Below are 24,646 nucleotides of genomic sequence, written 5' to 3' on the forward strand. Positions count from 1 at the left end.
CGAAATGACTGCTGAAGACGAGAAAATTATCAAAGTTTTTGAACCACGCACATGGAATGAAATCAAAACCAATGACTCATGGGCGATTTTCAAAATAATGAGCGAATTTGTAAACGGATACGAAACCCTCAGTCGCATAGGCCCGTGCGTAACTATATTCGGCTCAGCACGTACCAAGGAAGACCACCCCATGTACAAATACGCTGAAGAAATTGCCTTTCAGCTGACACAAAGAGGTTATGGGATCATTACCGGAGGTGGTCCGGGTATCATGGAAGCCGGCAACAGAGGTGCCCGAAGAGGTGGTGGTACTTCAGTAGGTCTCAATATTGAATTACCTTTTGAGCAAACTTCTAACCCCTATATTGACCACGACAAAAATCTTCAGTTTGATTACTTCTTCGTGCGCAAAGTGATGTTTGTAAAATATTCACAAGGATTCATCGTAATGCCCGGAGGTTTTGGCACAATGGACGAACTCTTCGAAGCGCTGACACTTATTCAAACCAACAAAATCGGGAAATTTCCTATAGTGCTCTTTGGAAAAGACTACTGGGGAGGACTGGTGGAATGGCTCAAAAAAGTAGTACTTTACGAGAAAAACATCAATCCCGAAGACCTGAATCTCTTTCACCTTGTCGATGAGCCTTCGGAGGCTATCAAAGTCATCGACGAATTCTACGCCAAATACCTGCTCAGACCAAACTTCTAGCATTTGAAACTCCAGGCCCGAAATATCACTAAAAGCTACAAAGGCCGACAGGTCGTCAAAGATGTTTCCTTTGAGTTGGAACGCGGTGAGATCGTCGGTTTGCTGGGGCCAAATGGCGCCGGTAAAACCACTTCATTTTATATGGTCGTAGGTCTTATAAAGCCCAACGAAGGTAAAATACTGCTCGATGATACCGACATTACTGCCGATCCGATGTACAAACGAGCTCAGCGGGGTATCGGATATCTGGCACAGGAACCGAGTGTGTTCCGCAAATTAAGTGTAGAAGACAACATCATGGCTGTGCTTGAGCTGCGTAACTTGACTTATCGCCAGCGAAAAAAACGATTGGAAGAACTCCTTGATGAATTTTCGCTCAATCATGTGCGGAAAAACAGGGGGGATCTGCTCAGCGGTGGCGAGCGCAGACGTACAGAAATAGCCCGTGCGCTGGCGGCTGACCCCAAGTTCATCCTATTGGACGAGCCTTTTGCCGGGGTTGACCCAATCGCGGTAGAAGACATTCAACACATTGTGGTTACTCTGCGCCAAAAAAACATTGGTATTTTAATTACAGACCACAATGTACAGGAGACATTAGCCATCACACACCGAACTTATCTGATGTTTGAAGGATCTATTCTCAAGTACGGCACGGCAGAGGAATTGTCTGAAGATCCGGTTGTCAGGAAAGTGTATCTCGGTCAGAATTTTGAGCTCCGGCGACCTAAGGAATTTCTGGAGAAATTAAAATAATCCTCTTCAAATCAGCAAATTTTTTTAAAAAAAAGCTGTCTGGAAGACAGCTTTTTTGCTTTGGAGAAGTATATTACTTAATTCCATGCATCCAACGGCTTACCATCGGACCCAGCAAGAAGAGCACTACACCACATCCGATAGCAAACAGACCAAGATTGCGAAATACTCCCAGACCAAGATTCAACGAATCGTTGCGAAGAGATGAAATCACCAGTCCACTGATGCTGCTTTCAAGGAGTTTAGACGCTTCTTCCTGTGGAATTATGCCATAATCTCTGGTATCGCCATTATCGGCGTATATGAGAAAGGTTTTTTTGCTTTCCTCGAGGGCTCTGGTCCTGAGTAACTCATTGCTCAGTTCATTGGCTCTCTCCACAGCTTCTCTGATTTGTAAGGTAGCCACGGCATATACTGGTTTTTCCAATCCCTCGTTTAGGTTTGTCAATGTTTGTTCACTGGTTAGAGCTTTTTCAGTGGACATTTCCTTAAGCTGTGTGATGAAATTTTCACTTGAAAGAACCTTAAACAATCTTTCATCCGATACGTACTTTTTAAACTCCGGATTGCTGATGATTTTAGCTTCGCTTACAGTAGTAAAGCGAGCGATGTGTTTGCCAGCCTGGTGTGCTATGGACGAACTTAAAAACCAGATGCCCATCAACATACCAACAATTTTCGCCGGCGATAATTTGGTGACCAGAGATAGCCCAACAGGCGAGAGGGTGAGTTCTCCGAGCGTATGGAGTAAGTACAACATAATGAGAAAAAATGCCGGTACTAAACCAGCTTTTGCCGCTGTATTTCCTAAAGTAAGTACAAGAAATCCCAATCCGAGCAACGATAGCCCAACAGCAAATTTGTAAGGCGCGGCAGGCTCTTTGCCCGATTTGCCTAAGGTGATCCAAAGCCAGGAAAACACCGGGGCAAACAGCATGATAAACAACGGATTTACACTTTGGAAGAACGTAGTGGTGAAGGTCATCCCCAGAAATGTTTTATTGACGTTACGCTCCGTAAAGAGATTCATGGCACTGCCCGCCAATTCAAAGAAAGTCCAGAACACTGTGGTAAACAGAAGTAGCAGTACGATTACCCAGATGCGCTGTTTTTGCACAGTATCATATTTGGCAGCAAGAAAGAGAAGATATCCCAGGATACCTATTGCCAATACCGCAAGCATCACGTCTACCACATCGTTTTTCAAAATCAGTACCCATGCGACAGGGACCAGCAGAATGGTGGTAAGATAGGGGAGAACAGTATTCCCAATGCCCTTTACGATAGGTTTGGCGGGCTCTTCAGGTCTAAGGCCATGGTTTTCATACCAACCCTTGCGCTGCGCCCAAAGAAAAATTAAAAATCCAAGCACCATCCCGATGCCTGCTGTAAGAAATCCATACTGCCAGCCTTCTATCTCTCCTATGGCGCCACAGGTCAGAGGGGTCAGAAAGGCGCCTATGTTGATCCCCATGTAAAAAATGGTAAAAGCTCCGTCTCTGCGAGGATCACCTTCAGGATAAAATCGGCCAATCATGCTGGAGATGTTTGGCTTAAAAAATCCATTGCCGATAACAAGCAGTGCCAATCCGATGTAGAAGGTTGCCTGATTGTTGAGAAATAAGGTAAACTGTCCGGCAGCCATCAGCAAAGCTCCCCAAATAATCGCATTTCGAAAGCCCATGATTTTATCGGCAAAAAATCCACCTAAAATGGGAGTGAGATACACCAGTGCTCCATAGGCTCCATAGATGCCGTAAGCCTTGGCATCATCAAAGGCAAAACCGCCTTTTGCCAGCTCACTGGTCATGTAGAGCACCAGAATGGCGCGCATACCATAATAGCTGAATCGCTCCCAAAGCTCCACCATAAAAAGGGCAAAAAGGGCTTTGGGGTGGATTTTTCTGTTTAGAATAATGACAAAGGCAACCCAGGCGGCTACTGCGGCCCAGGCAATAAACATTAATTTATACGCTGGATGCATCTTGAGAAGTGGTTTGTAAAAGAGTGAACGGCGGCAAATCTATAGTGCTTTTACAAATTATTAAGGATGAAATCGGTCATTTTCCGATAAAGGTGCAGTCGCGTGTATCCGCCATATATCCCATGATTCTTATCGGGATACATCATCATCTCAAAGTCCTTATTGGCCTGTACCAGGCGCTCTGTCATATACATGGCATTCTGATAGTGCACATTGTCGTCAGCAGTTCCGTGGATGATTAGATATTTTCCCCTCAACTTATTGGCAAACAAAGCAGGTGAATTGTCATCATACCCTGATGGATTTTCCCGAGGGGTGCGCAGGTAGCGCTCGGTGTAAATTGTATCGTAAAATTTCCAGTGAGTTACCGGTGCTACAGCAATTGCAAGTTTGAAATAGTCAGCACCTTTGGTGATGGCCAGCGATGAGAGGTAGCCTCCAAAGCTCCATCCCCAAATGCCGATTCTTTCTTTATCTACAAATGGCAACGTGCTTAGGTATTTGGCTGTTTCTATCTGGTCCAAAAGTTCCAGTTTACCAAGTTGCAGATAGGTAGCTTTTTTAAATTCTGCACCGCGATGACCCGTGCCTCTGTTGTCTACCGAAACTACAATAATTCCTTTTTGTGCCAGCATCTGATGCCAAAAGTGATTGGCCGGATCGTAACGGTCAATTACGGTCTGGGCACCCGGACCTCCGTACACATACAAGAGTACAGGATATTTTTTATTCGGGTCAAAGTCAGCAGGTTTGATCATCCAGCCGTGTAATTCCAAATTTTCAGAAGTTTTGAAGCTGAAAAATTCTGTCTGTGACAATTGAAAGGCAGAAAGTTTCCCGACCAGATGCTCATTGTCTGTCAAAGTTCTGACCAGAGCCCCGGTTTTGTTTCTCATGACGATTACCGGAGGCTGTCCCGCTTTTGAGTACGTGTGAATAAAATAGTGAAAAGTCTTGCTGAAGGATGCCGTGTTTGTACCATCGTCGGGCGTCAGTCGCTTCAGATTTTTACCGTTTAGTTGAATACTATATACTTCGGTGCGCCCGGGGTGATTGACCGATGCCTGGAAATAGAGCGTACCGGACTGAGGCTCATATCCATAAAAGTCTGTCACATCCCAGTTGCCTTTGGTAATAGGGCTTATTTTTTTACCTCTTTTTTCGACCAGATATAAATGGTTGTAACCATTTCTTTCGCTTGTCCAGATAAATGCATCCTTGCTGATAAATCTGATGTTGTCATTGACATCTACGTAGGCTTTGTCTGTTTCGGAGAAAATTTTTTCAGCCTTTCCTGTGGTAGCATTTACCAGATATATATCAAGCACATTCTGATGCCTGTTCATGGCATACACCATTAGAGTGGCATCATCAGGTGTCCACTTAATCCTTGGAATGTATTCGTATTGTCCGGGCAATATTACAGGGATGGATTGTCTGGTGTTGAGTTGGTATATGTACACCTGAACATCTGAATTTTTCTCGCCTGCTTTTGGATATTTAAATTCTTCTCGGGTAGGGTAGAGGCCGGTACCAAATACATCCATGCCAAAGACAGGTACCTCAGATTCATCAAAGCGATAATATGCCAGAAAATTTCCCTTTTCTGACCAGTAATGACCCCGATCAAAGCCAAATTCTTCTTCATATACCCAGTCGGTAGCACCGTTGATAATTTCGTTTTTCTTGCCATCTGCTGTTATTCTGGTCTGCTCTCCGGTAGAAAAATCTTTGAAATACAAATCGTTATCAAATACAAAAGCTACAAGGTTTTTTACCGGGTTAAAAAATGCCAATCGTTGGTATTCTGTGTCCGAAAGTTTTTGCAAACGATTGTTGATGAGGTCATAGATGTAATATATTGCTTTTGACGAGTGTCTGTAGATGGGCACTTCACTGGTGGCGAGCAACACCAAACTTTCATCTGCAGAAAATTCATAGCTCGAGAATTGCAAAGGTCCTCCATTGAGCTGTGAGAGTTTGGCGGCACTCACCAAAGTGTCTACGGTTTTTCCATCGGAATATCTGTTTCTTACCAGCGATACCCCCGACGGAGTCATCACCATCAGGCTGTAATGCTGGCCATCGTTGAGGCTTGCTCCCGCCCTGTAGTTGGAGGCCACAAAAGCACCTTTAAGCCATATGTCCTCTATCGTGATTTCCTTTTTTTGGCTTACAGCCGGGACGGAGAAGGCAATAACGAGTAACGCAATACTACTTCGTACGGTTGTAATTTTCATAAAAATCTACTTTTTAGCCGCCTAAGCTACACCAAATTCACTAATCGATTACTGTGACCTTCACTTCATCGCCCATAGTAATGCTCTTTCCGCCAACGCGGTATTTCCTTCTGTCAATGATGGTTGTAAATTTCTTCCTCCCACATTCGTCGATGTGAAGTGTAAAGGTCTCTTCCCGGCTTATGTCTTTGATGGTGAGTAGTCCGATTACCTTGTATTCATCTCGGCCAGCAGTTTGTTCGATTTTGCGTGCTTTGAAGGTGATGGTGGGAAATTTTTTTGCATCGAAGTAGGATGATGAACGCAGATGACGGTCTCGTAACCCAATACCGGTATTGATACTTTCCACCTGAACTGATCCTGAAATTTTTGAGGTGAGAGGATTGCTTTCATTCCACTGGATGTCGAGCGTAAATTCTTCAAAATGACCTTCGACTGTTGAACCCAAATTTTTTATCTCAAATCTTACCTCTTTTTGCAATTGTCCATACAATGCAAATGGAATTGAAAGGATGAGTAAAAGAGCCCTCATAAGAAGAACATTTTAAAAGAAACTGTTGCTGCCAGAAAATGTTTTGTAAGGAGATGTCACTATGTCATCAGGTTTGGCAATGATCGAGTGTTAAAATTTATTATGCTTGCATAACGAATTCTTGTTTACTTCAGGCAAAGAATTGATTTTGCGATTTTTGAATCTGTCAATTTTTTTTATAAAAAGCTGGTTTATCTTAGTGAAAAGAGTCTAACTTCGCCTAACCTAACTTAAATTTCATTCGTTATGTATGCACCTTTTAACGAAATGAAAGATTCGTCGAGAATCTGGATTTTTCAAAGCGACAAAACTTTAAATGATGCAGATCTCGATAAAATATCAGAAAAACTATACAACTTCTGTCAGAACTGGACAGCTCACGGCAAGCCTTTGTTGGCCTCTTTTGCCATATTTTTCGACAGATTTATCGTACTGGCGGTAGATGAGAGCTTCAATCAGTTAAGCGGATGCGCTATAGATGCTTCCGTCAGGGTGCTGAATCAATTGGAGAAGGAGTGCGATATCATCCTCTTTGACCGCTTTCAGGTGGCCTACCGAAATGGTAATGCTATCGTAGGGTGCAATCTTCAGACTTTCAAGCGACTGATAAAAGACGGGGAAATTGGTCTGGAAACTCTAGTCTTCAACAACGTGCTCCATACTAAAAAGGACCTGGAGTCCAAATGGATTGTGCCGGTAAAAAACAGCTGGCACTTTCAATACATCAAATAAGTTTTCCCTGAATCTCAGTATAACCAAAACGGGGGATTTCCCCCAGTCTTTTATTCTTGTTGATTAGAGTAAAGATTTATTTAAAAATAAAAATTCAGACAACGAACGTTTTTTAAGACAGTTTGGATTTAAAAATTTACTATTACATTTGCGCGCCCATTGGTAGGAGGATAAACAAAAATTTAATCTGCTGATATACAACCTCTGGCAAAAATTGTGTACGTTGGTATCAGAAAACTTTAAAACAAAAAACATGGACTTAATCAAGTACGTACAGGAAAAGTTTGTGACAACAAAAAAATGGCCTGATTTTAAAGCAGGTGACACCATTACAGTTACCTACATGATCAAAGAAGGTGATAAAACCCGTCCTCAGTCCTTTAAAGGAGTTGTGATACAGCGCAGAGGGTCAGGTGCTACTGAAACCTTTACGATCCGCAAAATGAGTGGTGAAATCGGAGTTGAAAGGATATTTCCAATCAACGCTCCTTCTATATCAAGTATAGAAGTAAACAAAAAAGGTAAAGTACGCAGGGCGCGTATTTTCTACCAAAGAAATCGCACTGGTAAAGCAGCGAGAATTAAAGAAAAAAGAATATAGACTTTACGAATTTTTAACAAGTAATCCGCTACTTTGTAGCGGATTATTTGTTTATGAATGCACGTGATGAACTAAATCCTCTAATCAAAGAGTTTAGAAGTTTTTTAAAAAAAGTAACTATTGTTAAGATAAACGACAGGCTCTTTGTTGTGCATTTGAGCAAGCAATTTTTTGGGATGTCTTATTATTCTCTAAGTAAAGAATTCAGGTCTGAGCAAGAGGCCATTCAATTTTTTACACAAATTACTGGGATGCAATCGTAGAATTTTAAAGCTATCAATCAAATATCGAAGCAGCTTCTCTGTATGTAGATACATGTGCGTTGACGATATCTGACAGACGTTGTGAGTATCCGCCACCCATGCTCACAGCTACGGGAAGTCGATGAATTTTGCAAAACCTGAACACCAATCTGTCACGCAGGGCACATCCGTGAGCGGATATGGCCAGACGACCTAGTTTATCGGTGTGAAGAATGTCCACTCCGCTTTGGTAGAAGACAAAATCCGGTTGAAATCTTTCTGCGATTTCGTTTAAATGTCTCTCCAATAGCTTCAGATAAGGTTCATCCGTGATGCCATCAGGCAATGGAACATCCAGATCAGATTGCTCTTTGTGGAGCGGATAGTTGTTGGCTCCGTGCATGGAAAAAGTGAAAACCCCTGGTTCATTTTTAAATATAGCTGCAGTACCATTGCCTTGGTGTACATCCAGGTCTACAATTAGCACTCTCTCTCTCAGTCTATGGCGAAGCAAGTAGCTAGTGGCCACTGCAATGTCGTTAAGAAGACAGAAACCCTCTCCCCGATCACTGTAAGCATGATGTGTGCCTCCGGCTACATTGATGCTGCATCCATTCTCAATCGCATACAAAGCATTGTAGATGCTGCCATTTACGATGCACTTTTCCCTGAAGACAAGCCGTTCATCATGCGGAAATCCAATCTTTCGCTCTTCACTTCTGGATAGTGCAAGGGTTTCCAGCTTTGTGAGATATTCTTCGCTGTGTACCGCCGTGATGTCAATCCTTTTAGCTGGTTCGGGTTTAAAAATTTGACTTTCGCGAATGATGCTCTCCCGTATGAGCTGCTCAGGAATAAGTTCGTATTTCAGCATCGGAAACCGATGCCCATCAGGCAATGGTTGAATATACTCAGACCTCCATGCTACTGTCAACATATTTTATCAGATGTGGTACTTATAAAATCGTTAAATAAAAAGGTAATTTCGAAGAATTTGTTGATGTTCAAAAAAACTTTCGACCATAAAATATATGCATTACAATGCTATAAAGTTCATGCGAAATCCATCTTAGAAATTCCTAAATAATAAATTTCATGAACATGGTAATGAAATAAGTCTTTTGTCATTTTACTCTTTTTATGTGTCATCGCGTAGCGTAAACAAAGGTGTGATGTACCGTAAAAAATTGCCTTCAATGGTTAACCAAAGGTAAAGTACTGCAAAAAAACTCTATTCTAGACTTACCGCTGCGTGAATTGCATATTACAGTATATACCGCTTTGAAAATGCCCAGTCAATACCAGATAGGAAAAGTTTGAACCTAAAATGCAGGACACGAAAAAGCTTACTGGATTGGATGAATTTCCCTTGGTTAAGCTGATAGTGGATTCAGGTTTGGCTTCTATCGATAGCTGTGAGTATTGTATCATTATTTTGGACAGGCTTTCCTGAAGTAATGGTCATACGGGATTATCTGAACTTGTGTGGCCAATAAGTACAAATTCTACTTAACAATAATTGGCATAAAAAGGTGTCTGAAGAATACAAAAAAAGTTAGTTAAAATGCATTATGCTGAAGCATCATTTCAATACAGCATTTTATCGAGATTCAAGTTCAGATTGTCAAGGTGCTGATAGAGAATTCAGTTCTACTTTCAAGTACGAGTTTTATATCAAATATTATGTGAGGTTGACGGTGTTGGATTGTTTACCGATTTTATAACATTGAGACTTGAAGTTTTCCTGATTCCTTTGTAGATGTATATGTAAAAAAACAATCATTTGTTGTTCCTTATGTTGATAATAATAAAAACTATCTTTGATGAAATCCTTTACTGCCTAAATGTATTTTTTTAATAAACTCCGAAAGAAACTACTTGACTTTCTTATAGTAACATTAACCAAAAATGCAGGACTTGACCGCTTTAAAGAACATAATTTACTGTTCAAAGCGTTTTGGTTGGAATTTGGTAAATTTTATCCTTGGTCATCAAAAGATATGAATAGTCGCTTTTATTTTGGCACAAATTTCAAAAAATGAACAAAAAAATATTGGTTACCGGAGGGCTTGGTTACATAGGGTCTCATACTGCAGTACAGCTCATAGAATATGGATTTGAGCCCATAATTATAGATAATTTGTCAGAATCGCCCATTGAAGTAAAAGACAAAATTGAGAAAGTCATTGGGAGGTCGGTAATCTTTGAACGTGTTGAAATGTGTGACAAATCGGAGATGGCACGTCTGTTTGAGAAATATCCTGATATGGTTGGAGCCATTCATTTCGCTGCTTATTTGCTTGTGAACGAATCGGTAGAAAAACCATTGAAATACTATTACAACAATCTGGTCAGTACCATTAATCTGCTGGAAGAGATGGGGCGAAGGGGCATTCGCAATGTGGTCTTTAGTTCATCATGCACGGTATATGGAAATCCGGATAAGCTGCCGGTGAGTGAAGATGCACCCATCAAACCCGCCGAATCTCCCTATGGAAATACTAAGAAGATGTCAGAAGAAATACTTCGTGATTTTGCCGCTACAGGTGCTGTTGATGTGATATCTCTGAGGTATTTTAATCCAATCGGAGCCCATGACAGTGGAATCATTGGTGAGTTTCAGGACGGGCCTCCGCATCACCTGGTACCCTATATTACGGAAACTGCTATAGGAAAAAGGACTGAACTGAAGATTTTCGGGGGCGACTATAATACTCCTGATGGCACGTGCATTCGCGATTATATTCATGTGGTAGATATTGCAGATGCCCATATATACGCACTAAACCGCATGCTAGAAGATAAGATGGAAAAAGCCTTTGAAGTTTATAACCTTGGCACTGGTGAAGGCTATTCTGTCCTTCAGATGGTTAAAGCCTTTGAGGAAGCTACCGGAATTAAAATACCTTATCGCATTGTAGATCGCAGACCTGGTGATGTCGAAGCTGTATATGCGGATACCAAATTGGCAAATGAAAAACTAGGCTGGAAAGCAAAATATTCGCTGGTAGATATGCTCCGTTCTGCCTGGAATTTTGAGCAAAAACTCCATTCTAAATAAAAATGCTCCCCCAGTTTGAAAAACAAGGGAAGCATTTTTTACACAAATGAAAATCAGGTACTAGTGCACGTGAAACTCGTGCTTTTTTTCAGACTTATTGCCTGCAGCGTCTTCGGCCTCCACCTTTAGGATGTAATCATCATGACCGGTAGGAGCTTGTGCTATCCACCACGAATTGATGTTCACTTCCTTGCTATGGCTGTGTCTATGTAGGTGATATACTTCTTCACCGGATTTTTTGTTATTGATGTGAACATCTACTTCGTGCATTTCAACATTGTCTACCACGGATACCTGAATAAACACGGTATCTCCGACTTCGAATTCTACGGCTGTAGGTTGAATGATTGTGATCACTGGGGGCTCTGTATCGTTTTTGTCGTGGTCGTGATCGTCTTTTTTACAACTTGAAACAGAAACTGCCAAATAGGTGGCTACCATGACCAGGGATAAGAAAGTTCTTTTCATACCTTTGTTTAGTTTTTTATTTTGCAACAACGTTGCAAATATACGTTACAATACAATAAATGCAACTACGATGCAAAAAGAATTTGTTTCGGCAGGTGAAATACTCAAAAACTCGTCCCTCAAAGCTACTCGTTGGAGGTTGGTTTTATTGGGGATGATAATGAAGAGTGAGTCCGGAATCTCATATCAGGAGCTTTCAGAATCAAAGGACTTTGAAGGTCATAGGGTGACCCTTTACAGAGCTCTGCGCGATTTGGAAGAGGCTGGAATCATAGAAAAACTTCGTGATGCCAGTGGTAATGTAAAGTACATGATGAAACCTAAGGAAAGTGGAAGTCATCGGCTGCACCCTCATTTCAGTTGTAGGATTTGTAACTCGATGGTTTGTCTTACGGACATAGAGCTTCCGGATATTTCATTGCCTGCTGGCTATACACGTGAGCAAGTAGTGTGTCTGGTTTATGGACTGTGTAAATCCTGTGCATCGACTACATCCTAGGTCAGTATGCCTCCTATTTTGAGGAACGAAAGTATAAGGCCAAGTTGAAAAATCCATACAGCAGCTCCTGTAGCCAGTGCTTTAATGCCACTAGTTGTCATCGATTTTCTGGTAAGTTGAAGTCCCACCACTACCATCAACCCTGCAAAAAGCCAGTTGTTGGCAGACTTAATTATTTCAAGCAGGCTGGTTGGCAGAAGTTGAAGATTGGCCAGGACAACAGCCACGACAAAAAACCATATGTAATTGGGAATGACAAATTTACCTTTCTCAGTCCTCTCATTTTTCAGCAGTTGGATTGAGAGAAGAAGGGCAGGGGAAAGTAGTGCAACCCTTGTAAGTTTGGTCAGTGTTGCCCAAATTTCAGCTTGTTCGCCCAGCAGGGAACCTGACGCGATGGCCAATGCCATGGATTGTACACCTGTACCTGCCAAAAATCCTGCTTGTGCTTCGCTTAACTTAAAAATATTGACAAGAACTGGTATAACCACCAGAGCTGCAACGCTGAGTAAGTTGATTACCCCTATGGATATGGCTGCTTCATTGACCTTCTTGCGGCAGAAGGAACCAAGAGCCGCAATGGCAGAATTTCCACATACCGCTGTACCAATACCTGTAAAAGCCCCCAGAGCATTTTTACCAGAAATTAACCATGAGAACAAAATGGTGAAGGCCATCATCGCAATAATGAAAAACCACATGTAGGCCGGGGCAGAGGTTATTTGAATGAATTTAATTTCAAATCCGATAAGCGTTACTACAATGGGGAATAGAAATTTTTCAATTTTTTTCAAAGCTGCGGAATCGGTGAATTTTTGAATTTGATTTTGAAACAACAGGGCAGGAATGAGACCTATAAAAAATCCGGTTCCTACAAGGCCGAGCTTTGTGATGTCTTTGCTTACAAATGATAAAATTACCCCAATGACTCCAAAAATCAGGGCGACAATAAATTTTTTATCCATTTCAGAAATTGTCGTTCAAAAATTTTGGCAAGGATACTTCTATCTGAACCTCTGCTGAGTGATGTAAATTACTCCCGTGTACCGGCCAGCAGATACAACACTGCCATCCGGATGGCTACTCCGTTTTCAACCTGCTGAAGTATAATAGAGTGCTCGCCATCGGCTACTTGACTGGTGAGCTCTACACCCCTGTTGATAGGCCCCGGGTGTAGGATGGTGATGGGTTTGTTAAGTTTTTGAAGCAACTGCGAATTAAGTCCATACTGCATGATGTACTCTCGCAATGTGGGAAAATATTTTACATCCATACGCTCGTGCTGAACCCTTAAGAAATTGGCGACATCACACCATCGCAGGGTTTCCATCAAATCATAGCTTATTTCCACTCCCAACTGATCGATGTATCGGGGTATCAACGTAGCGGGACCACAAAGCCTGACTTCTGCACCCAGCATTTTCAGGCAAAAAATATTACTTAAGGCCACGCGTGAATGTAGGATATCACCTATTATAGCAATTCGCAGTCCTTTCAAATTGTTTCCAAATTTTTGTCGGATGGAGTAAGCATCCAGGAGAGCTTGTGTTGGGTGTTCGTGGGCGCCATCACCGGCATTGATTATGGTTGCATTGACCTGAGTGGCAAGAAAGTGAGCAGCTCCGGGGTTAGGATGTCGCATTACTACCATGTCCACTTTCATAGCCAGAATGTTGTTGACGGTATCAACCAGTGTTTCTCCTTTACTGACCGAAGACCCGGATGCTGAAAAATTGATTACATCGGCACTTAATCGCTTTTCAGCCAGTTCGAAAGAGAGTTTTGTCCGCGTGCTGTTTTCAAAGAAAATGTTGGCAATGGTCTTGTCTCTGAGTGAAGGTACTTTTTTGATGGGCCTTCGGATTACTTCCAGAAATTCATCAGCTGTTGAAAAAATTAGCTCAATATCAGATAGTTGTAAATATTTTATCCCCAATAGGTGCTTTTGACTCAATGCGCTCATCCTTCGTGTCTAATGATTATAACCTGGTCTTTTTCATTTTCTTCTTTCCATTCTACGATTACTCTTTCAGATGCTATAGCATCTACAGGTCGCCCTATATAGGTGGCTTGAATGGGCAGTTGCCGGCTGAAACGCCGGTCAATGAGTACCATCAGCTCTATCTGTGATGGACGTCCGAAAGATTGAATGGCATCCATGGCTGCCCTCACGCTTCTGCCGGTATAGAGCACATCGTCCACAAAAATTACGCGTTGTTGCTCAACCACGAAATCTATTCTAGTTTCATTGGCTTTTAAGGGTTTAGCGTGTATTCTGAAGTCATCTCTGAAGAAAGTTATGTCCAGACTGCCGAAACGCAATTTTTTAACTCCTGATTCTTCAAGCAGTTGTTGTATTCTTCGGGCCATGGCGATTCCCCGTGGTTGCAGCCCTATAATCACACTTTTGCTGAAATCGTTGTGATTTTCGATCAGCTGCCGGCACAATCGCTGCAATGTGATGCTCATCAGCTGCTCATTCATCAAGATTTTTTTATCCATATTTTCCGGGACTAAAGTAGTTGGTGGAGCATTGCAATGTTACATCTCGGTCGGAAAGAGTTCGAGCTCTTTTACAAGTTCTCTGACTTCAGGGTATTTGTCCATGAGAAATTTAAACTTTTTGAAATTTTCAGGTATGGAGCGATCAGCCTCCTCTTCGGGTTTAGTTTCAACTCGCTCAAAAATAAATTCGATAGCAAAATTGTTGAGTTTTTTCCTGAAGGTGTCTATATAGGTCTCCAGATGGTCTTTTATCAGGGATTCAACTGCCAGCGATGGGGTATGCACAGTGATGCGATTGCCGGAGATTTCCACTGGTTTCCATGTTTTCATCTGGTCTGCATGAATGGCATTTTTGTTTTGACGTACCCATTCAGCACACTCGTCCCAAATTTCCAGTACCTTATCCAATTCAAGAGGGTCCTCGGGTAGGTGGTGGATTTCCATGGTACTGTTGAGACTTCCGAGCTGCTGATTAATGGAAAATATACTTTTGCGGGCCTCGGCTCCTTCAGAATTTTTTATGGGCTCTGTTTCTTTAATTTCATACTTTTCAGCTCTAGTGACCTGTTGAATGTCTGGAGGATTTTCTCCCGGGTTTTTCAGAGGCTCCGGAGTCAATTTTTTTTGGTCTGAAGGCCCTGACTCCGTAAGGCCTTCAGACCTTTCTACTTTTTTGGTTCTTTGGATTTAAATATCGAGCTGAGCTGTATCAATGTCAACTCTACCAAAAGTCTGGGATTATTGGAAGTCTTGTATTTAACATCTGTTTCGTTGAGTGTTTTTAACGCCTTGAAAATATCGTTAGGCGACAATTTACTGGCCTGTTCTTCGTATTTGTTTTTAATTTGATGTGGTACTTCAAGCAGTGATTTTGTCCGATTGTTACCGGCTACCAACAGATCTCTGAAATGGGAAGCCAATCCATTGATAAAAATCTGTGCATCGTGTCCATGGTCTAAAATTTCCTTAAATATCAAAAGCAATTGCCATGGGTCGTTGACCAGCAAGGAATCAACGACTTTAAAATAGTATTCATAGTCGAGTACGTTGAGATTTTTGATGGTCTCATCGAAAGTGAGATTTTTACCAGAAAACGATACCATTTTGTCAAAAATGGAGAGTGCATCCCGCAGGGCACCATCTGATTTTTGGGCTATGATATGCAAGGCCATAGGCTCGGCTTGTATACCTTCTTTTTCACAAATCTTTTGCAGATGTGCTACTATCTCATCTACGCTAATTCGCCGGAAATCATACACCTGACAACGAGAGAGAATGGTAGGCAGGATTTTGTGCTTTTCAGTTGTGGCCAGGATAAATTTAACATGGATGGGGGGCTCTTCCAGAGTTTTCAGAAAGGCGTTGAAGGCGGCAGTCGTCAGCATATGCACCTCGTCGATGATGTAAACTTTGTATCTGCCCAGCTGTGGTGCTACTCTGACTTGCTCGTTCAGGTGCCTGATGTCATCTACGCTGTTGTTTGAGGCGGCATCCAGCTCAAAAATATTGAGGCTGTAGTCGGTAAGATCGTCTTTTGATGTCTGATTGATCCTTCTGGCGACGATTCTGGCACAAGTGGTTTTACCTACACCCCGGGGACCTGTAAACAGTAGTGCATGTGCTAATTGGTTGTTTTGGATGGCTCGTTCCAAAGTTTTGGTTATGTGCTCCTGCCCTACCACTGAGCTGAAGTCTGTGGGTCTGTATTTTCTTGCTGAAACAATAAATTCTTCCATACGAGCAAAAGTACAGAGGACTCAAACAACGGTCGGAGACTTCACAACAATTTTTGTACGGGTACAAATCAGGCAAGTCGACAAGCTTTGGTTTCATTTTTAAATTGTCTTAGAGCAGAGTTCTCCACTGTGAAATTGGATTTTGATTTTATTTGATCGGAATAGCGTTGCTGTACGTATGTACTGTTTGTTCTACTTCATTTTCATTGTGAACAGTTGATTTACCGGGCACCTCGATGAATGATGTCAGTGGCCATAGGGTTGCACTAGGCTAATATGTTTGAAATTTTAAGTAAAAAATCTATTCTGGCACAAGCGTTTAGCTGTATAAAGCGATGTTTTGGTCCATTTGGAAAGCTGTTTATGGTCATGTATTGGTAATAGTGACCATCAATCAATCCATGGACTTCAAACGACCTCTTAAATCTGACTCATCCAGACGGCGAAAGTGTGATTTCCCCCTGCAAATTAAGTTGTAGTTTTGCACGAAAAATTTTATTCAGGTACAGATGAATTTCTTGTGGATAATCCTTGGCATGATAGGTCCCTGGCAGATTGTGCTCATTGTTGTCATTGTTTTGCTTTTGTTTGGTGGAAAAAAAATTCCTGAACTCATGCGAGGCCTCGGCTCCGGAGTCAGAGAGTTTAAAGACGCAATGAAAGAGCCCGAAAAAAAAGACGATAATAAAGCCAATCAGTAGTCATACCAACTATTACATTTTGAATATGATGCACTACACCGGACTCAGGAGGTGGCAGGAATCTCTCAATAATGGGGAATTCAGTTGTCTCGATGCCGTAAATCACTACATTGAAAAAATTGAAAAAGATACGCATAATGCCTTTGTTGAGATTTTCTACGGCGAAGCCCGTGAACGTGCTACCGTAGTTGATCAGAAAATCAGATTTGGCACGGCTGGTCGGCTTGCCGGTATGATCATCGGAATCAAAGACAATATTTGTCTTAAGGGTCACCGTGTTTCGGCAGCCTCTAAAATTCTGGATGGATTTGAAAGTTTGTTTACAGCTACCGTAGTCGAACGATTGATAAAAGAGGATGCCATTATCATAGGCCGGCTTAATATGGATGAGTTTGCCATGGGCTCCACAAACAAAACTTCTGTGTATGGCCCTGCGCTGAATCCTCACAATAAGGCCATGGTACCCGGAGGTTCATCGGGAGGTTCTGCAGCTGCTGTAGCAGCCGGACTTTGTCATGCTGCACTGGGAAGTGACACGGGTGGAAGTGTACGTCAGCCAGCTGCATTTTGCGGTATTTATGGCATGAAGCCCAGCTATGGGCGACTCTCGAGGTATGGTCTCATCGCCTTTGCCAGTTCACTCGACCAAATCGGCCCTCTGACCACCAATCTTGAAGACATGGCCCTTCTGTTGGAAGTGATGGCTGGCAAAGACCCTATGGACTCAACCTCCTCGTCGCATGCGGTGGAGCCCTTCTCTGAAGCACTTGGTTCCGAGCGAAAATATACCATCGGATATCTCACGGAAACGCTCGAACATCCGGCACTTGACCCCGAAATTAAACAACTGACACTAGACACTTTGGACCATCTTCGTCAGGCGGGTCACACTGTGGTAGAAGCCCATCTACCTCACCTGGACTATCTAACTCCTGTCTATTATATAATAGCTACTGCTGAAGCTTCAAGCAATCTGGCGCGCTACGATGGCGTACACTTCGGATACAGAAGCCCCAATGCCACCAATATGGATGAAGTGTATACTCTGTCGCGCACAGAAGGCTTTGGTCCAGAAGTCAAGCGCAGAATTACACTCGGTACCTTTGTACTGTCTTCGGGTTTCTATGATGCGTATTATGGTAAGGCACAAAAGGCAAGAAGGCTGATAGTACAGACTACCAATAATATTTTTGAAAAATGTGACTTTTTGCTAACTCCGACGACCCCGGGTACGGCTTTTCCATTATCCAAGGTCTTTGATGATCCGACCAAATTGTATCTGGAGGATATTTTTACTGTGATGGCTAACATCACCGGTATACCAGCGATCAGCATTCCTATGGGCCAACATAGCAACGGATTGCCAATAGGCTTACAACTTATGGCACCGGTCTTTAAAGATTTTCAAATCATAGAAATGGCCGATCAGGTATCAAAATTGAGCACCTACAATCCGGATTTGGTCAACAAATAATGCTGCAACCGGTTTGAAATAAACATGAATGAAGATTTCGCAAACCCGATTGACAAGGATAAGACAACCGATAAACCGTCTGCTTTGCCCTATGCTCATCATGTAGGCAGTGCAGTAGTAAAACCCCTGGATATGGGTAAAACCATCGGAAGAGCAATCGCTGCCATGGAACATCAGACAGACCTTCAGCTGTCGCAGATCAGAGAACAGGTAGAATTGCTGATGAAACAGGCCGATGGGATCCAGCGTCGAAAAGAGTTGGCACGCATCATTTACGGATGTGAAATCCGTTTCAAACCAGAAATAAATCACGTATATCACCTCTATCGCAAAGGCGACGGTTCTCATGTGCTCAGTATGGTAGGACCTGAAGAGTGGGGCAGGTCCAGAAGACCAGGCGAATACCTTTACAGCGTGAAACTACTGGCCGACCATACCTGGGAAATCGTAAACAAATGAAGGTGAATAGTGTTTCAATAGCTTCGCTCTTATCCACCTTCAACCACCAACAAATTGAAATCCAAGCAAGCAGGAGATTTAATCATCTACTAACAAATTGCTATGGTCTGTAAGGCTGTTCTTTAAAATTTTATAAGCAGTTTTGCTATATTTTGCCAGAGGATTCTTTAAAGACCATTTACAGATAAAAACCGATGTATGCACATTGACATTTTTGGTGAATTTGTACTCATTCTTGGTGTTTCAGCTTTGATGATTATGATTTTTCAGCGTATCCGATTGCCTTCAGTCATCGGATTCTTAGCCGCTGGAATGCTTATCGGACCATTTGGGCTTAGCCTGATCACGGGGACCGAACAAATTGAAATCCTCTCTGAAATTGGCCTGGTATTGTTACTTTTTCTCATCGGTATTGAATTTAATCTCAAAACACTGTCAGCTATTCGCACCACCGTTTTCATTGGCGGGGGTTTGCAGGTGATTTTCTCCATTCTGCTGACAGGATTGATATCCTATCTCTATGGGTTTAATCCAAATGTATCGCTGCTCATAGGTTTTATGGTTTCGCTAAGCAGTACTGCAGTGGTAATCAAATTATTGCAGGCTGCTGGCCGGATTAACAATCAGGAAGGAAAAAGTTCAATGGCCATTCTCATCTTTCAGGATTTAATAGCTGTGCCTATGATGCTGCTTATACCAATCATGGCCGGCAAGGGTAGCGGTAACACATGGTACCTACTCTTCTTATTGGTTTTAAAAACTCTTGCTGTATTACTTTTTGTACTTCTCGCTGCCCGGTATTTATTCCCGGCATTGATGTATCAGGTAGCATCGACCAAGAGTCAGGAGCTTTTTATTCTCACTATTTTACTGACTTGCTTTGCTATTGCCTGGCTTACCAATGAAGCTGGTCTTTCACTGGCACTCGGAGCATTCCTTGCCGGTCTGGTCATATCAGAGAGCGAGTACAGCCACCAGGCAGTTGCCAATGTGCTGCCTTTTAGAGAAGTATTTATGAGTTTTTTTTTCATTTCCATAGGCTTAATGGTTGATTTGGGATTTTTCCTTCAGAATTTTTACTGGATAATTTTATTGACCTTAGCGGTAGTTTTTCTGAAATTCATTGCCGGTTCTTCTGCGCTGATTATGCTGGGCAAATCAACGCGTGTTTCCCTTATGACCGGCCTCGCTTTAGCGCAGATTGGGGAGTTTTCTTTTGTGCTGCTCAAAACTGCCAAAGATTACTCTTTGATATCAGGCACTGTAAATCAGTATTTTCTGTCCATATCCATTTTTTCTATTTTAGTGACACCTTTGATAATCAATCAAATGGATAGAATTTGTGACTTGTTGGGGCAGACTAATGTGCCGGTAATACTCAGTAAGTTTAACAATATGATACGACCAGGCGATCGCGTGGAACTCGCTGAAATACCGAAAGAAACCTTGAGCGATCACCTGTTGATCATCGGCTATGGAATCAATGGCAAAAATGTAAGCAGAGCCGCCAGATTTTCGGGAATACCGCACGTAGTAATTGAAATTGACGGGCGCCTTGTCAAAGAAGCGAAGGAACAGGGAGTGCAGGTCATTTTCGGAGATGCGATACACACAGAAGTACTCAATAGTGCTCATGTAGAAAAAGCAAGGGTTGCAGTGATCGCAATTTCCGATTTGAATGCAACCAAGCGAATTATTTCGGCCATTCGTGTGCTAAGTCAAAACGTGTATTTAATCGTTCGAACCCGCTATGTGCGCGAAATCGAAGAGTTGGTAGCTCTCGGTGCCGATGAGGTCATACCCGAAGAGTTTGAAACCTCCATTGAAATTTTCAGTCGGGTATTGCACAAATACCTGGTGCCCATGCATGAAATATCTGAGGTGATTTCTACCATCAGAAGTGCACATTACGAGCTTTTTCGACCCGTGGAAGCTCGAAGCTCCAGCTCCGTAGACCTGAACATACCTGATTTGTCTGTTGCAGCCATCAAGGTAAGCAAGCTGGCTTCAGGATTAGCTGGCCGAAAGATTTCTGAAAGTGGCTTGCGACAAAAGTATAACCTCAATCTTATTGCCATTCGGCGGGGTAAAGACTACATACAGGATATCAGACCTGATGAAGAAATCAAGCAGGACGACGTCCTCTATGTAGTGGGTACATTTGACAATATATCCGCTCTCTATCGTCGGGTAAGTGATACCGGCCACTGGGGTACTACCGATGAATAAACAACTCAACATAAATAATTTTTTCTTATTCTCAACAACTTAAATATGTCACACTACACACCTGATTTTTACAAAATCGTCAAAGAAAAATCGCTGGCACTTACCGATGCCCAATACCTGGATACCATCAATTATCTGGTCGATGAGCAGCCCATTCTCGCTTCCTTACTCTTCGATTTGGACGAAGAAATTCCTGAAGAAATGCAGGAATATCTGTATCAAGCTGTATTGATGCTGGTAAGCGGATTTAAGGAAGTCGGACTACATGTAAACATGGTAGGCGAAGATGGTATAAAAAAAATCATCAACGAAAAAAATGAACTGTATAAATCCATCATCAACGATGAGAACCCCCAGTTTGACAAGGAAAAATTGCTCTCCTTGAGCGATAATCCTTCAGTTCTACGGTTGCTTTTTGACAATTTTTTTGATCGTATATCTCAGCATCAAAAGTACAATGTGTATGACCATCTCAACCTGATGTTTATGCTTGATGTGCTGATATCAGTGATCGAAGAACATACAGATCTACACAGAGAGATATGACCCATGTATACAGCCGAAGAGATTGTAAATTACATGATGGCCAACGATGCATTTAGCCGTTGGCTGGGTATCGAGGTCGATAAGATCAGCCCAGGTCATTCCAGGCTAATCATGACCATCAGAGAAGAAATGACCAATGGCTTTCACATTGCTCATGGAGGCATTGTGTATTCTCTTGCAGATAGTGCCCTGGCCTTTGCAGCAAATGCTCACGGCAAAATTGCCAAAACCATTCAGCTTACATGCCAGTATGTCCAGTCTCTGTTCTTAGGGCAGCAACTTTTTGCGGAGGCTATCGAAACTACGCGCACCCGTAAATTCGCCTATTATACCATTCATATTTACACGGATAACCAAGTTGTTGCAACCCTTCAGGGCATGGCCTACATCAGTGAGAAGGATTGGATTATCAAATCAACTTCTTCAGGTATGTGAGGAAGCCTCCCCTACTTACAACCTCTGCTCCTAGAGATAGCAGATGGTTTGTTACTTGCTGACAATCGATAAGTTGTATTTCTCCTGTTTGAGTCCAATGCCTGCATATACTCAATAGGGCAAACTTGGATGCATTGCTTTCCTGGCTAAACATGGATTCTCCAAAAAATACCTTGCCAATCCTTACACCATAAAGTCCCCCCACCAGGCGATCCCCATTCCAGGTTTCTACCGAGAGGGCGTATCCCTTTTTATGCAGTTGAGAATATGCCCAACGAATTTCACTGGTAATCCATGTACCCGATTGGCCGGCCCTGCGCACATTTGCACACCGGTCAATCACTATTTCAAAGCATTGATTTATAGTATACCGAAATATATTTCTGCTAAAAACATTTCGCATGCTGTGGCTTACATGTGCCTTGTGTGGAAAGAGTATAAGCCTGGGATCAGGTGACCACCATTGAATTACTTCCCCCTCATTGTACCAAGGGAAAAAGCCATGACGGTAAGCATCCAGGAGGACATCTACCGTGAGGTTGCCACCAATGTAGATGGGGAAATCTCCCGGATCATTTGCTCCAGGATATTCAAAAAGCGAATCCACATCTTTAATTTGGCTCAAAATTTCATTTTTGTTTGAAAAGCTACAAAATAAACATACGACGACAGGATTTCTACGAAATGGTCTGGGATGTCGTGCGTATGATTCCAAGCGGCAGAGTGACTACATATGGTCATATTGCCGAATATCTGGGCACCAAAAGGGCTGCTCGGATGGTCGGCTACGCTATGAATGCTTCTCACTCTCAACCTACAATACCAGCTCACAGGGTAGTAAACCGAAAAGGCATGCTTACCGGGAAACATCATTTTGGCTCACCTGATCAAATGAAAAAACTACTCGAAGCTGAAGGTGTACAGGTACTCAATGACCAGGTTGTTGGGTTTGATAAATTGCTATGGATACCTTCCAAAGAACTGCTGTAAAGTAAAAATCCGGCCCATTGGCCGGAAACAAAGTACATTAATAAAAATTTATAGTTTTAGTCCCTGTTGTTGAGAAAGAGCAAAATATAATACAACAGTTGAGCCAGGGACGCCAAAGCAGCTACAAGATACGTATTGGCAGCCCATTTCAGGGCATCTTTGGCCATATGATGCTCTCTTACAGATGTAATGCCAGCATTTTCTAGCCAAACAAGAGCCCTGTTGCTGGCATCGTATTCAACCGGTAATGTAATGAGAGTAAAGAGAGTAATGGCTGCCTGGAGAATGATGATAGTCAGCAAGACCATGTTTATGGAAAACACATTGACGATAAAAGTTCCGAACAGCATAAAGAGAAATATAAAAGAGAGCATTTTGCTGCTGAAGCTCACCACCGGCACCAATGCTGACCTCATTTGTAACCATGCATAGGCTGTGGCATGCTGTACGGCGTGCCCTACTTCATGCGCAGCTACAGCTGCTGCTGCGACAGATCTTCCGTTGTACACTTCGGGGGAGAGATTGACAGTTTTCTCCAAGGGATTGTAGTGATCGGTAAGTTTAACGGGTACAGAAACAATCCTCACATCATAAATTCCATGGTCGCGTAGCATTTTTTCAGCTACTTCTGCACCGGTAAGACCAGCCGCTACAGGTACACGGCTATATTTTTCAAATCTCGATTTGAGCTTTAATTGAACAATGTAGCCAACTACTGCAAAAACAATTAGAATTACAATCATATTTCTTTAAAATTTACAACAAAAATAACAAAGCAAATGCCGATAAAAAGGGCTGTCAGTCTTCAGAAGGCTATTTTTGCAAGCTATTAAGTTATGGAATGAAAAGAGCGTTGATTTTGGTATGTAATGACGATGGCATCACGGCTCCCGGTATCAGAAATCTTATAAAAGCCGTTCAGAATATTGGCGATGTGGTAGTAGTGGCACCAGACAAGCCTCAATCTGGTATGGGACACGCCATTACCATCAATTCCTCACTTCGATGTGATCCGATCAAAATTGACGATGGATCACAAAAAGAATATGCATGTTCAGGCACTCCTGTAGATTGTGTTAAATTGGCTGTATCGTATCTGCTGCCCCGAAAGCCGGATTTGATCGTCTCCGGCATCAATCACGGTTCCAACTCTTCCATCAATGTCATTTACAGTGGCACCATGTCAGCTGCAGTGGAAGGTGCTTTGGAAAATATTCCTTCCATTGGATTTTCATTGCTGGATTATGCGTGGGAGGCCGACTTTTCTAAAGCACTCCGCTGGGTTAGGGTCATCTCAAAATTGGTTTTAAAGCATGGTCTTCCAAAAGGTATTTGTCTGAATGTGAACATTCCAAAAGTAATAAATAACCAGGACTACAAGGGAGTAAAAATTTGCCGTCAGGCAGAAGCTATGTGGGAAGAAGAAATAGATGTACGAAAAGACCCCAGAGGCAGAAATTATTTCTGGCTGTCTGGGTCCTTTGTAAATCACGATAAAGGTAAAGATACTGATGAATATGCCCTTGAAAATTACTTCATTTCGGTAGTGCCTATTAAGGTCGATTTTACAGCCTATGACCAACTCAAAGCGATGTCTAAATGGAATTTCGAAATTTCCCGTCACACCACAAAGGAAGCCTTGCCAAAGGACTTTTAGTTGCTCTGATACCGCCATTGTTGGCAATTATTGGAGTACTAATCAAATATCCCGTTTTGATCTCTGGTCAGTCAAGTCTTACTATCT

General features: G+C 42.3%; 26 protein-coding genes. 14 read left to right on the plus strand and 12 right to left on the minus strand.

Annotated elements, in window-relative coordinates:
• Positions 1-4 precede the first annotated feature (4 nt).
• Together DES35_RS02240 and lptB are read left to right on the plus strand one after the other, a co-directional pair.
• The gene (locus DES35_RS02240) at positions 5-712 is read left to right on the plus strand and encodes an LOG family protein (RefSeq protein ID WP_037360073.1); all 708 of its coding nucleotides are present in this window, start codon (positions 5-7) and stop codon (positions 710-712) included.
• 3 nt (positions 713-715) lie between these two features.
• Positions 716-1,468, plus strand: coding sequence for an LPS export ABC transporter ATP-binding protein (gene lptB, locus DES35_RS02245; RefSeq protein ID WP_037360075.1), 753 nt, complete (start codon positions 716-718; stop codon positions 1,466-1,468).
• 73 nt (positions 1,469-1,541) lie between these two features.
• Here the strand turns inward: lptB and DES35_RS02250 are convergent, their stop codons facing one another.
• From DES35_RS02250 to DES35_RS02260, 3 genes are read right to left on the minus strand one after another with little or no spacing between them, the layout of a single operon-like run.
• Complete coding sequence (locus tag DES35_RS02250; RefSeq protein WP_114365682.1) at positions 1,542-3,452, minus strand: peptide MFS transporter; 1,911 nt, start codon at positions 3,450-3,452, stop codon at positions 1,542-1,544.
• A gap of 50 nt (positions 3,453-3,502) precedes the next feature.
• Positions 3,503-5,692, minus strand: a complete 2,190-nt coding sequence (locus DES35_RS02255) for a S9 family peptidase (protein WP_114365683.1) — start codon at positions 5,690-5,692, stop codon at positions 3,503-3,505.
• A 40-nt stretch (positions 5,693-5,732) separates the two neighbouring features.
• Positions 5,733-6,224, minus strand: a complete 492-nt coding sequence (locus DES35_RS02260) for a YceI family protein (protein WP_114365684.1) — start codon at positions 6,222-6,224, stop codon at positions 5,733-5,735.
• A gap of 246 nt (positions 6,225-6,470) precedes the next feature.
• On the opposite strand from DES35_RS02260, the gene DES35_RS02265 reads away from it, so the two are divergent.
• Both DES35_RS02265 and rplS read left to right on the plus strand, forming a co-directional pair.
• Positions 6,471-6,956 carry an ABC transporter ATPase gene (locus DES35_RS02265; RefSeq protein WP_114365685.1) on the plus strand — a complete coding sequence of 162 codons (486 nt, stop codon included), beginning with the start codon at positions 6,471-6,473 and terminating at the stop codon, positions 6,954-6,956.
• A 253-nt stretch (positions 6,957-7,209) separates the two neighbouring features.
• A complete protein-coding gene (rplS, locus tag DES35_RS02270) occupies positions 7,210-7,557 on the plus strand; it encodes a 50S ribosomal protein L19 (RefSeq protein ID WP_037360187.1) in 348 nt (115 codons plus the stop codon).
• Positions 7,558-7,833: 276 nt separating this feature from the next.
• Here rplS and DES35_RS02280 read toward each other — a convergent pair whose 3' ends face one another.
• Complete coding sequence (locus tag DES35_RS02280; protein ID WP_114365687.1) at positions 7,834-8,736, minus strand: histone deacetylase family protein; 903 nt, start codon at positions 8,734-8,736, stop codon at positions 7,834-7,836.
• A 1,101-nt stretch (positions 8,737-9,837) separates the two neighbouring features.
• Here DES35_RS02280 and galE point away from each other — a divergent pair.
• On the plus strand, positions 9,838-10,860 hold the full coding sequence (gene galE / locus DES35_RS02290) for a UDP-glucose 4-epimerase GalE (RefSeq protein ID WP_037360088.1): 1,023 nt from the start codon (positions 9,838-9,840) through the stop codon (positions 10,858-10,860).
• A 60-nt stretch (positions 10,861-10,920) separates the two neighbouring features.
• On the opposite strand, the gene DES35_RS02295 is transcribed toward galE, so the two are convergent.
• Positions 10,921-11,328 carry a DUF4625 domain-containing protein gene (locus tag DES35_RS02295; RefSeq protein ID WP_114365689.1) on the minus strand — a complete coding sequence of 136 codons (408 nt, stop codon included), beginning with the start codon at positions 11,326-11,328 and terminating at the stop codon, positions 10,921-10,923.
• A gap of 70 nt (positions 11,329-11,398) precedes the next feature.
• Here DES35_RS02295 and DES35_RS02300 point away from each other — a divergent pair, with 70 nt between their 5' ends.
• Positions 11,399-11,827 carry a Fur family transcriptional regulator gene (locus DES35_RS02300; RefSeq protein WP_170125673.1) on the plus strand — a complete coding sequence of 143 codons (429 nt, stop codon included), beginning with the start codon at positions 11,399-11,401 and terminating at the stop codon, positions 11,825-11,827.
• Here DES35_RS02300 and DES35_RS02305 read toward each other — a convergent pair.
• From DES35_RS02305 to dnaX, 5 genes are all read right to left on the minus strand, one after another.
• On the minus strand, positions 11,824-12,792 hold the full coding sequence (locus DES35_RS02305) for a YeiH family protein (protein WP_114365691.1): 969 nt from the start codon (positions 12,790-12,792) through the stop codon (positions 11,824-11,826). The two genes, DES35_RS02300 and DES35_RS02305, sit on opposite strands and share 4 nt — an antisense overlap.
• Before the next feature lie 68 nt (positions 12,793-12,860).
• The gene (locus DES35_RS02310; protein WP_037360093.1) at positions 12,861-13,790 is read right to left on the minus strand and encodes an aspartate carbamoyltransferase catalytic subunit; all 930 of its coding nucleotides are present in this window, start codon (positions 13,788-13,790) and stop codon (positions 12,861-12,863) included.
• Complete coding sequence (gene pyrR, locus DES35_RS02315; RefSeq protein WP_114365692.1) at positions 13,787-14,329, minus strand: bifunctional pyr operon transcriptional regulator/uracil phosphoribosyltransferase PyrR; 543 nt, start codon at positions 14,327-14,329, stop codon at positions 13,787-13,789. The genes DES35_RS02310 and pyrR overlap by 4 nt, the downstream gene beginning before the upstream one ends.
• Before the next feature lie 39 nt (positions 14,330-14,368).
• Positions 14,369-14,950 carry a hypothetical protein gene (locus DES35_RS02320; protein ID WP_114365693.1) on the minus strand — a complete coding sequence of 194 codons (582 nt, stop codon included), beginning with the start codon at positions 14,948-14,950 and terminating at the stop codon, positions 14,369-14,371.
• Between the two features lie 47 nt (positions 14,951-14,997).
• On the minus strand, positions 14,998-16,068 hold the full coding sequence (dnaX, locus tag DES35_RS02325) for a DNA polymerase III subunit gamma/tau (protein ID WP_037360099.1): 1,071 nt from the start codon (positions 16,066-16,068) through the stop codon (positions 14,998-15,000).
• Positions 16,069-16,577: 509 nt separating this feature from the next.
• Between dnaX and DES35_RS02330 the strand changes: the two genes are divergently transcribed.
• The 6 genes from DES35_RS02330 to DES35_RS02355 all read left to right on the plus strand — a co-directional run bounded on the left by DES35_RS02330 (position 16,578) and on the right by DES35_RS02355 (position 21,912).
• On the plus strand, positions 16,578-16,769 hold the full coding sequence (locus tag DES35_RS02330; protein WP_037360101.1) for a Sec-independent protein translocase subunit TatA/TatB: 192 nt from the start codon (positions 16,578-16,580) through the stop codon (positions 16,767-16,769).
• A 25-nt stretch (positions 16,770-16,794) separates the two neighbouring features.
• Positions 16,795-18,243, plus strand: a complete 1,449-nt coding sequence (gene gatA / locus DES35_RS02335; RefSeq protein ID WP_037360103.1) for an Asp-tRNA(Asn)/Glu-tRNA(Gln) amidotransferase subunit GatA — start codon at positions 16,795-16,797, stop codon at positions 18,241-18,243.
• A gap of 24 nt (positions 18,244-18,267) precedes the next feature.
• Positions 18,268-18,702 carry a DUF2452 domain-containing protein gene (locus DES35_RS02340; protein ID WP_037360105.1) on the plus strand — a complete coding sequence of 145 codons (435 nt, stop codon included), beginning with the start codon at positions 18,268-18,270 and terminating at the stop codon, positions 18,700-18,702.
• Between the two features lie 198 nt (positions 18,703-18,900).
• Entirely contained in the window at positions 18,901-20,931 is a 2,031-nt protein-coding gene (locus DES35_RS02345; protein WP_114365694.1) for a monovalent cation:proton antiporter family protein, read from the plus strand.
• Positions 20,932-20,976: 45 nt separating this feature from the next.
• The gene (locus DES35_RS02350; RefSeq protein ID WP_037360109.1) at positions 20,977-21,477 is read left to right on the plus strand and encodes a hypothetical protein; all 501 of its coding nucleotides are present in this window, start codon (positions 20,977-20,979) and stop codon (positions 21,475-21,477) included.
• A gap of 3 nt (positions 21,478-21,480) precedes the next feature.
• Positions 21,481-21,912, plus strand: coding sequence for a PaaI family thioesterase (locus DES35_RS02355; RefSeq protein ID WP_114365695.1), 432 nt, complete (start codon positions 21,481-21,483; stop codon positions 21,910-21,912).
• Here DES35_RS02355 and aat read toward each other — a convergent pair.
• A complete protein-coding gene (aat, locus tag DES35_RS02360) occupies positions 21,887-22,537 on the minus strand; it encodes a leucyl/phenylalanyl-tRNA--protein transferase (protein WP_235183089.1) in 651 nt (216 codons plus the stop codon). The genes DES35_RS02355 and aat overlap by 26 nt on opposite strands.
• Positions 22,538-22,551: 14 nt before the next feature.
• On the opposite strand from aat, the gene DES35_RS02365 reads away from it, so the two are divergent.
• Positions 22,552-22,902, plus strand: coding sequence for an MGMT family protein (locus DES35_RS02365; RefSeq protein ID WP_371851072.1), 351 nt, complete (start codon positions 22,552-22,554; stop codon positions 22,900-22,902).
• A gap of 56 nt (positions 22,903-22,958) precedes the next feature.
• Here the strand turns inward: DES35_RS02365 and DES35_RS02370 are convergent, their stop codons facing one another.
• On the minus strand, positions 22,959-23,645 hold the full coding sequence (locus DES35_RS02370) for a zinc metallopeptidase (RefSeq protein ID WP_114365696.1): 687 nt from the start codon (positions 23,643-23,645) through the stop codon (positions 22,959-22,961).
• A 98-nt stretch (positions 23,646-23,743) separates the two neighbouring features.
• Here DES35_RS02370 and surE point away from each other — a divergent pair, with 98 nt between their 5' ends.
• A complete protein-coding gene (gene surE / locus DES35_RS02375) occupies positions 23,744-24,559 on the plus strand; it encodes a 5'/3'-nucleotidase SurE (RefSeq protein ID WP_051889401.1) in 816 nt (271 codons plus the stop codon).
• Positions 24,560-24,646: the final 87 nt, after the last annotated feature.

Source organism: Schleiferia thermophila (assembly GCF_003337435.1).
Classification (GTDB): Bacteria; Bacteroidota; Bacteroidia; order Flavobacteriales; family Schleiferiaceae; genus Schleiferia; species Schleiferia thermophila.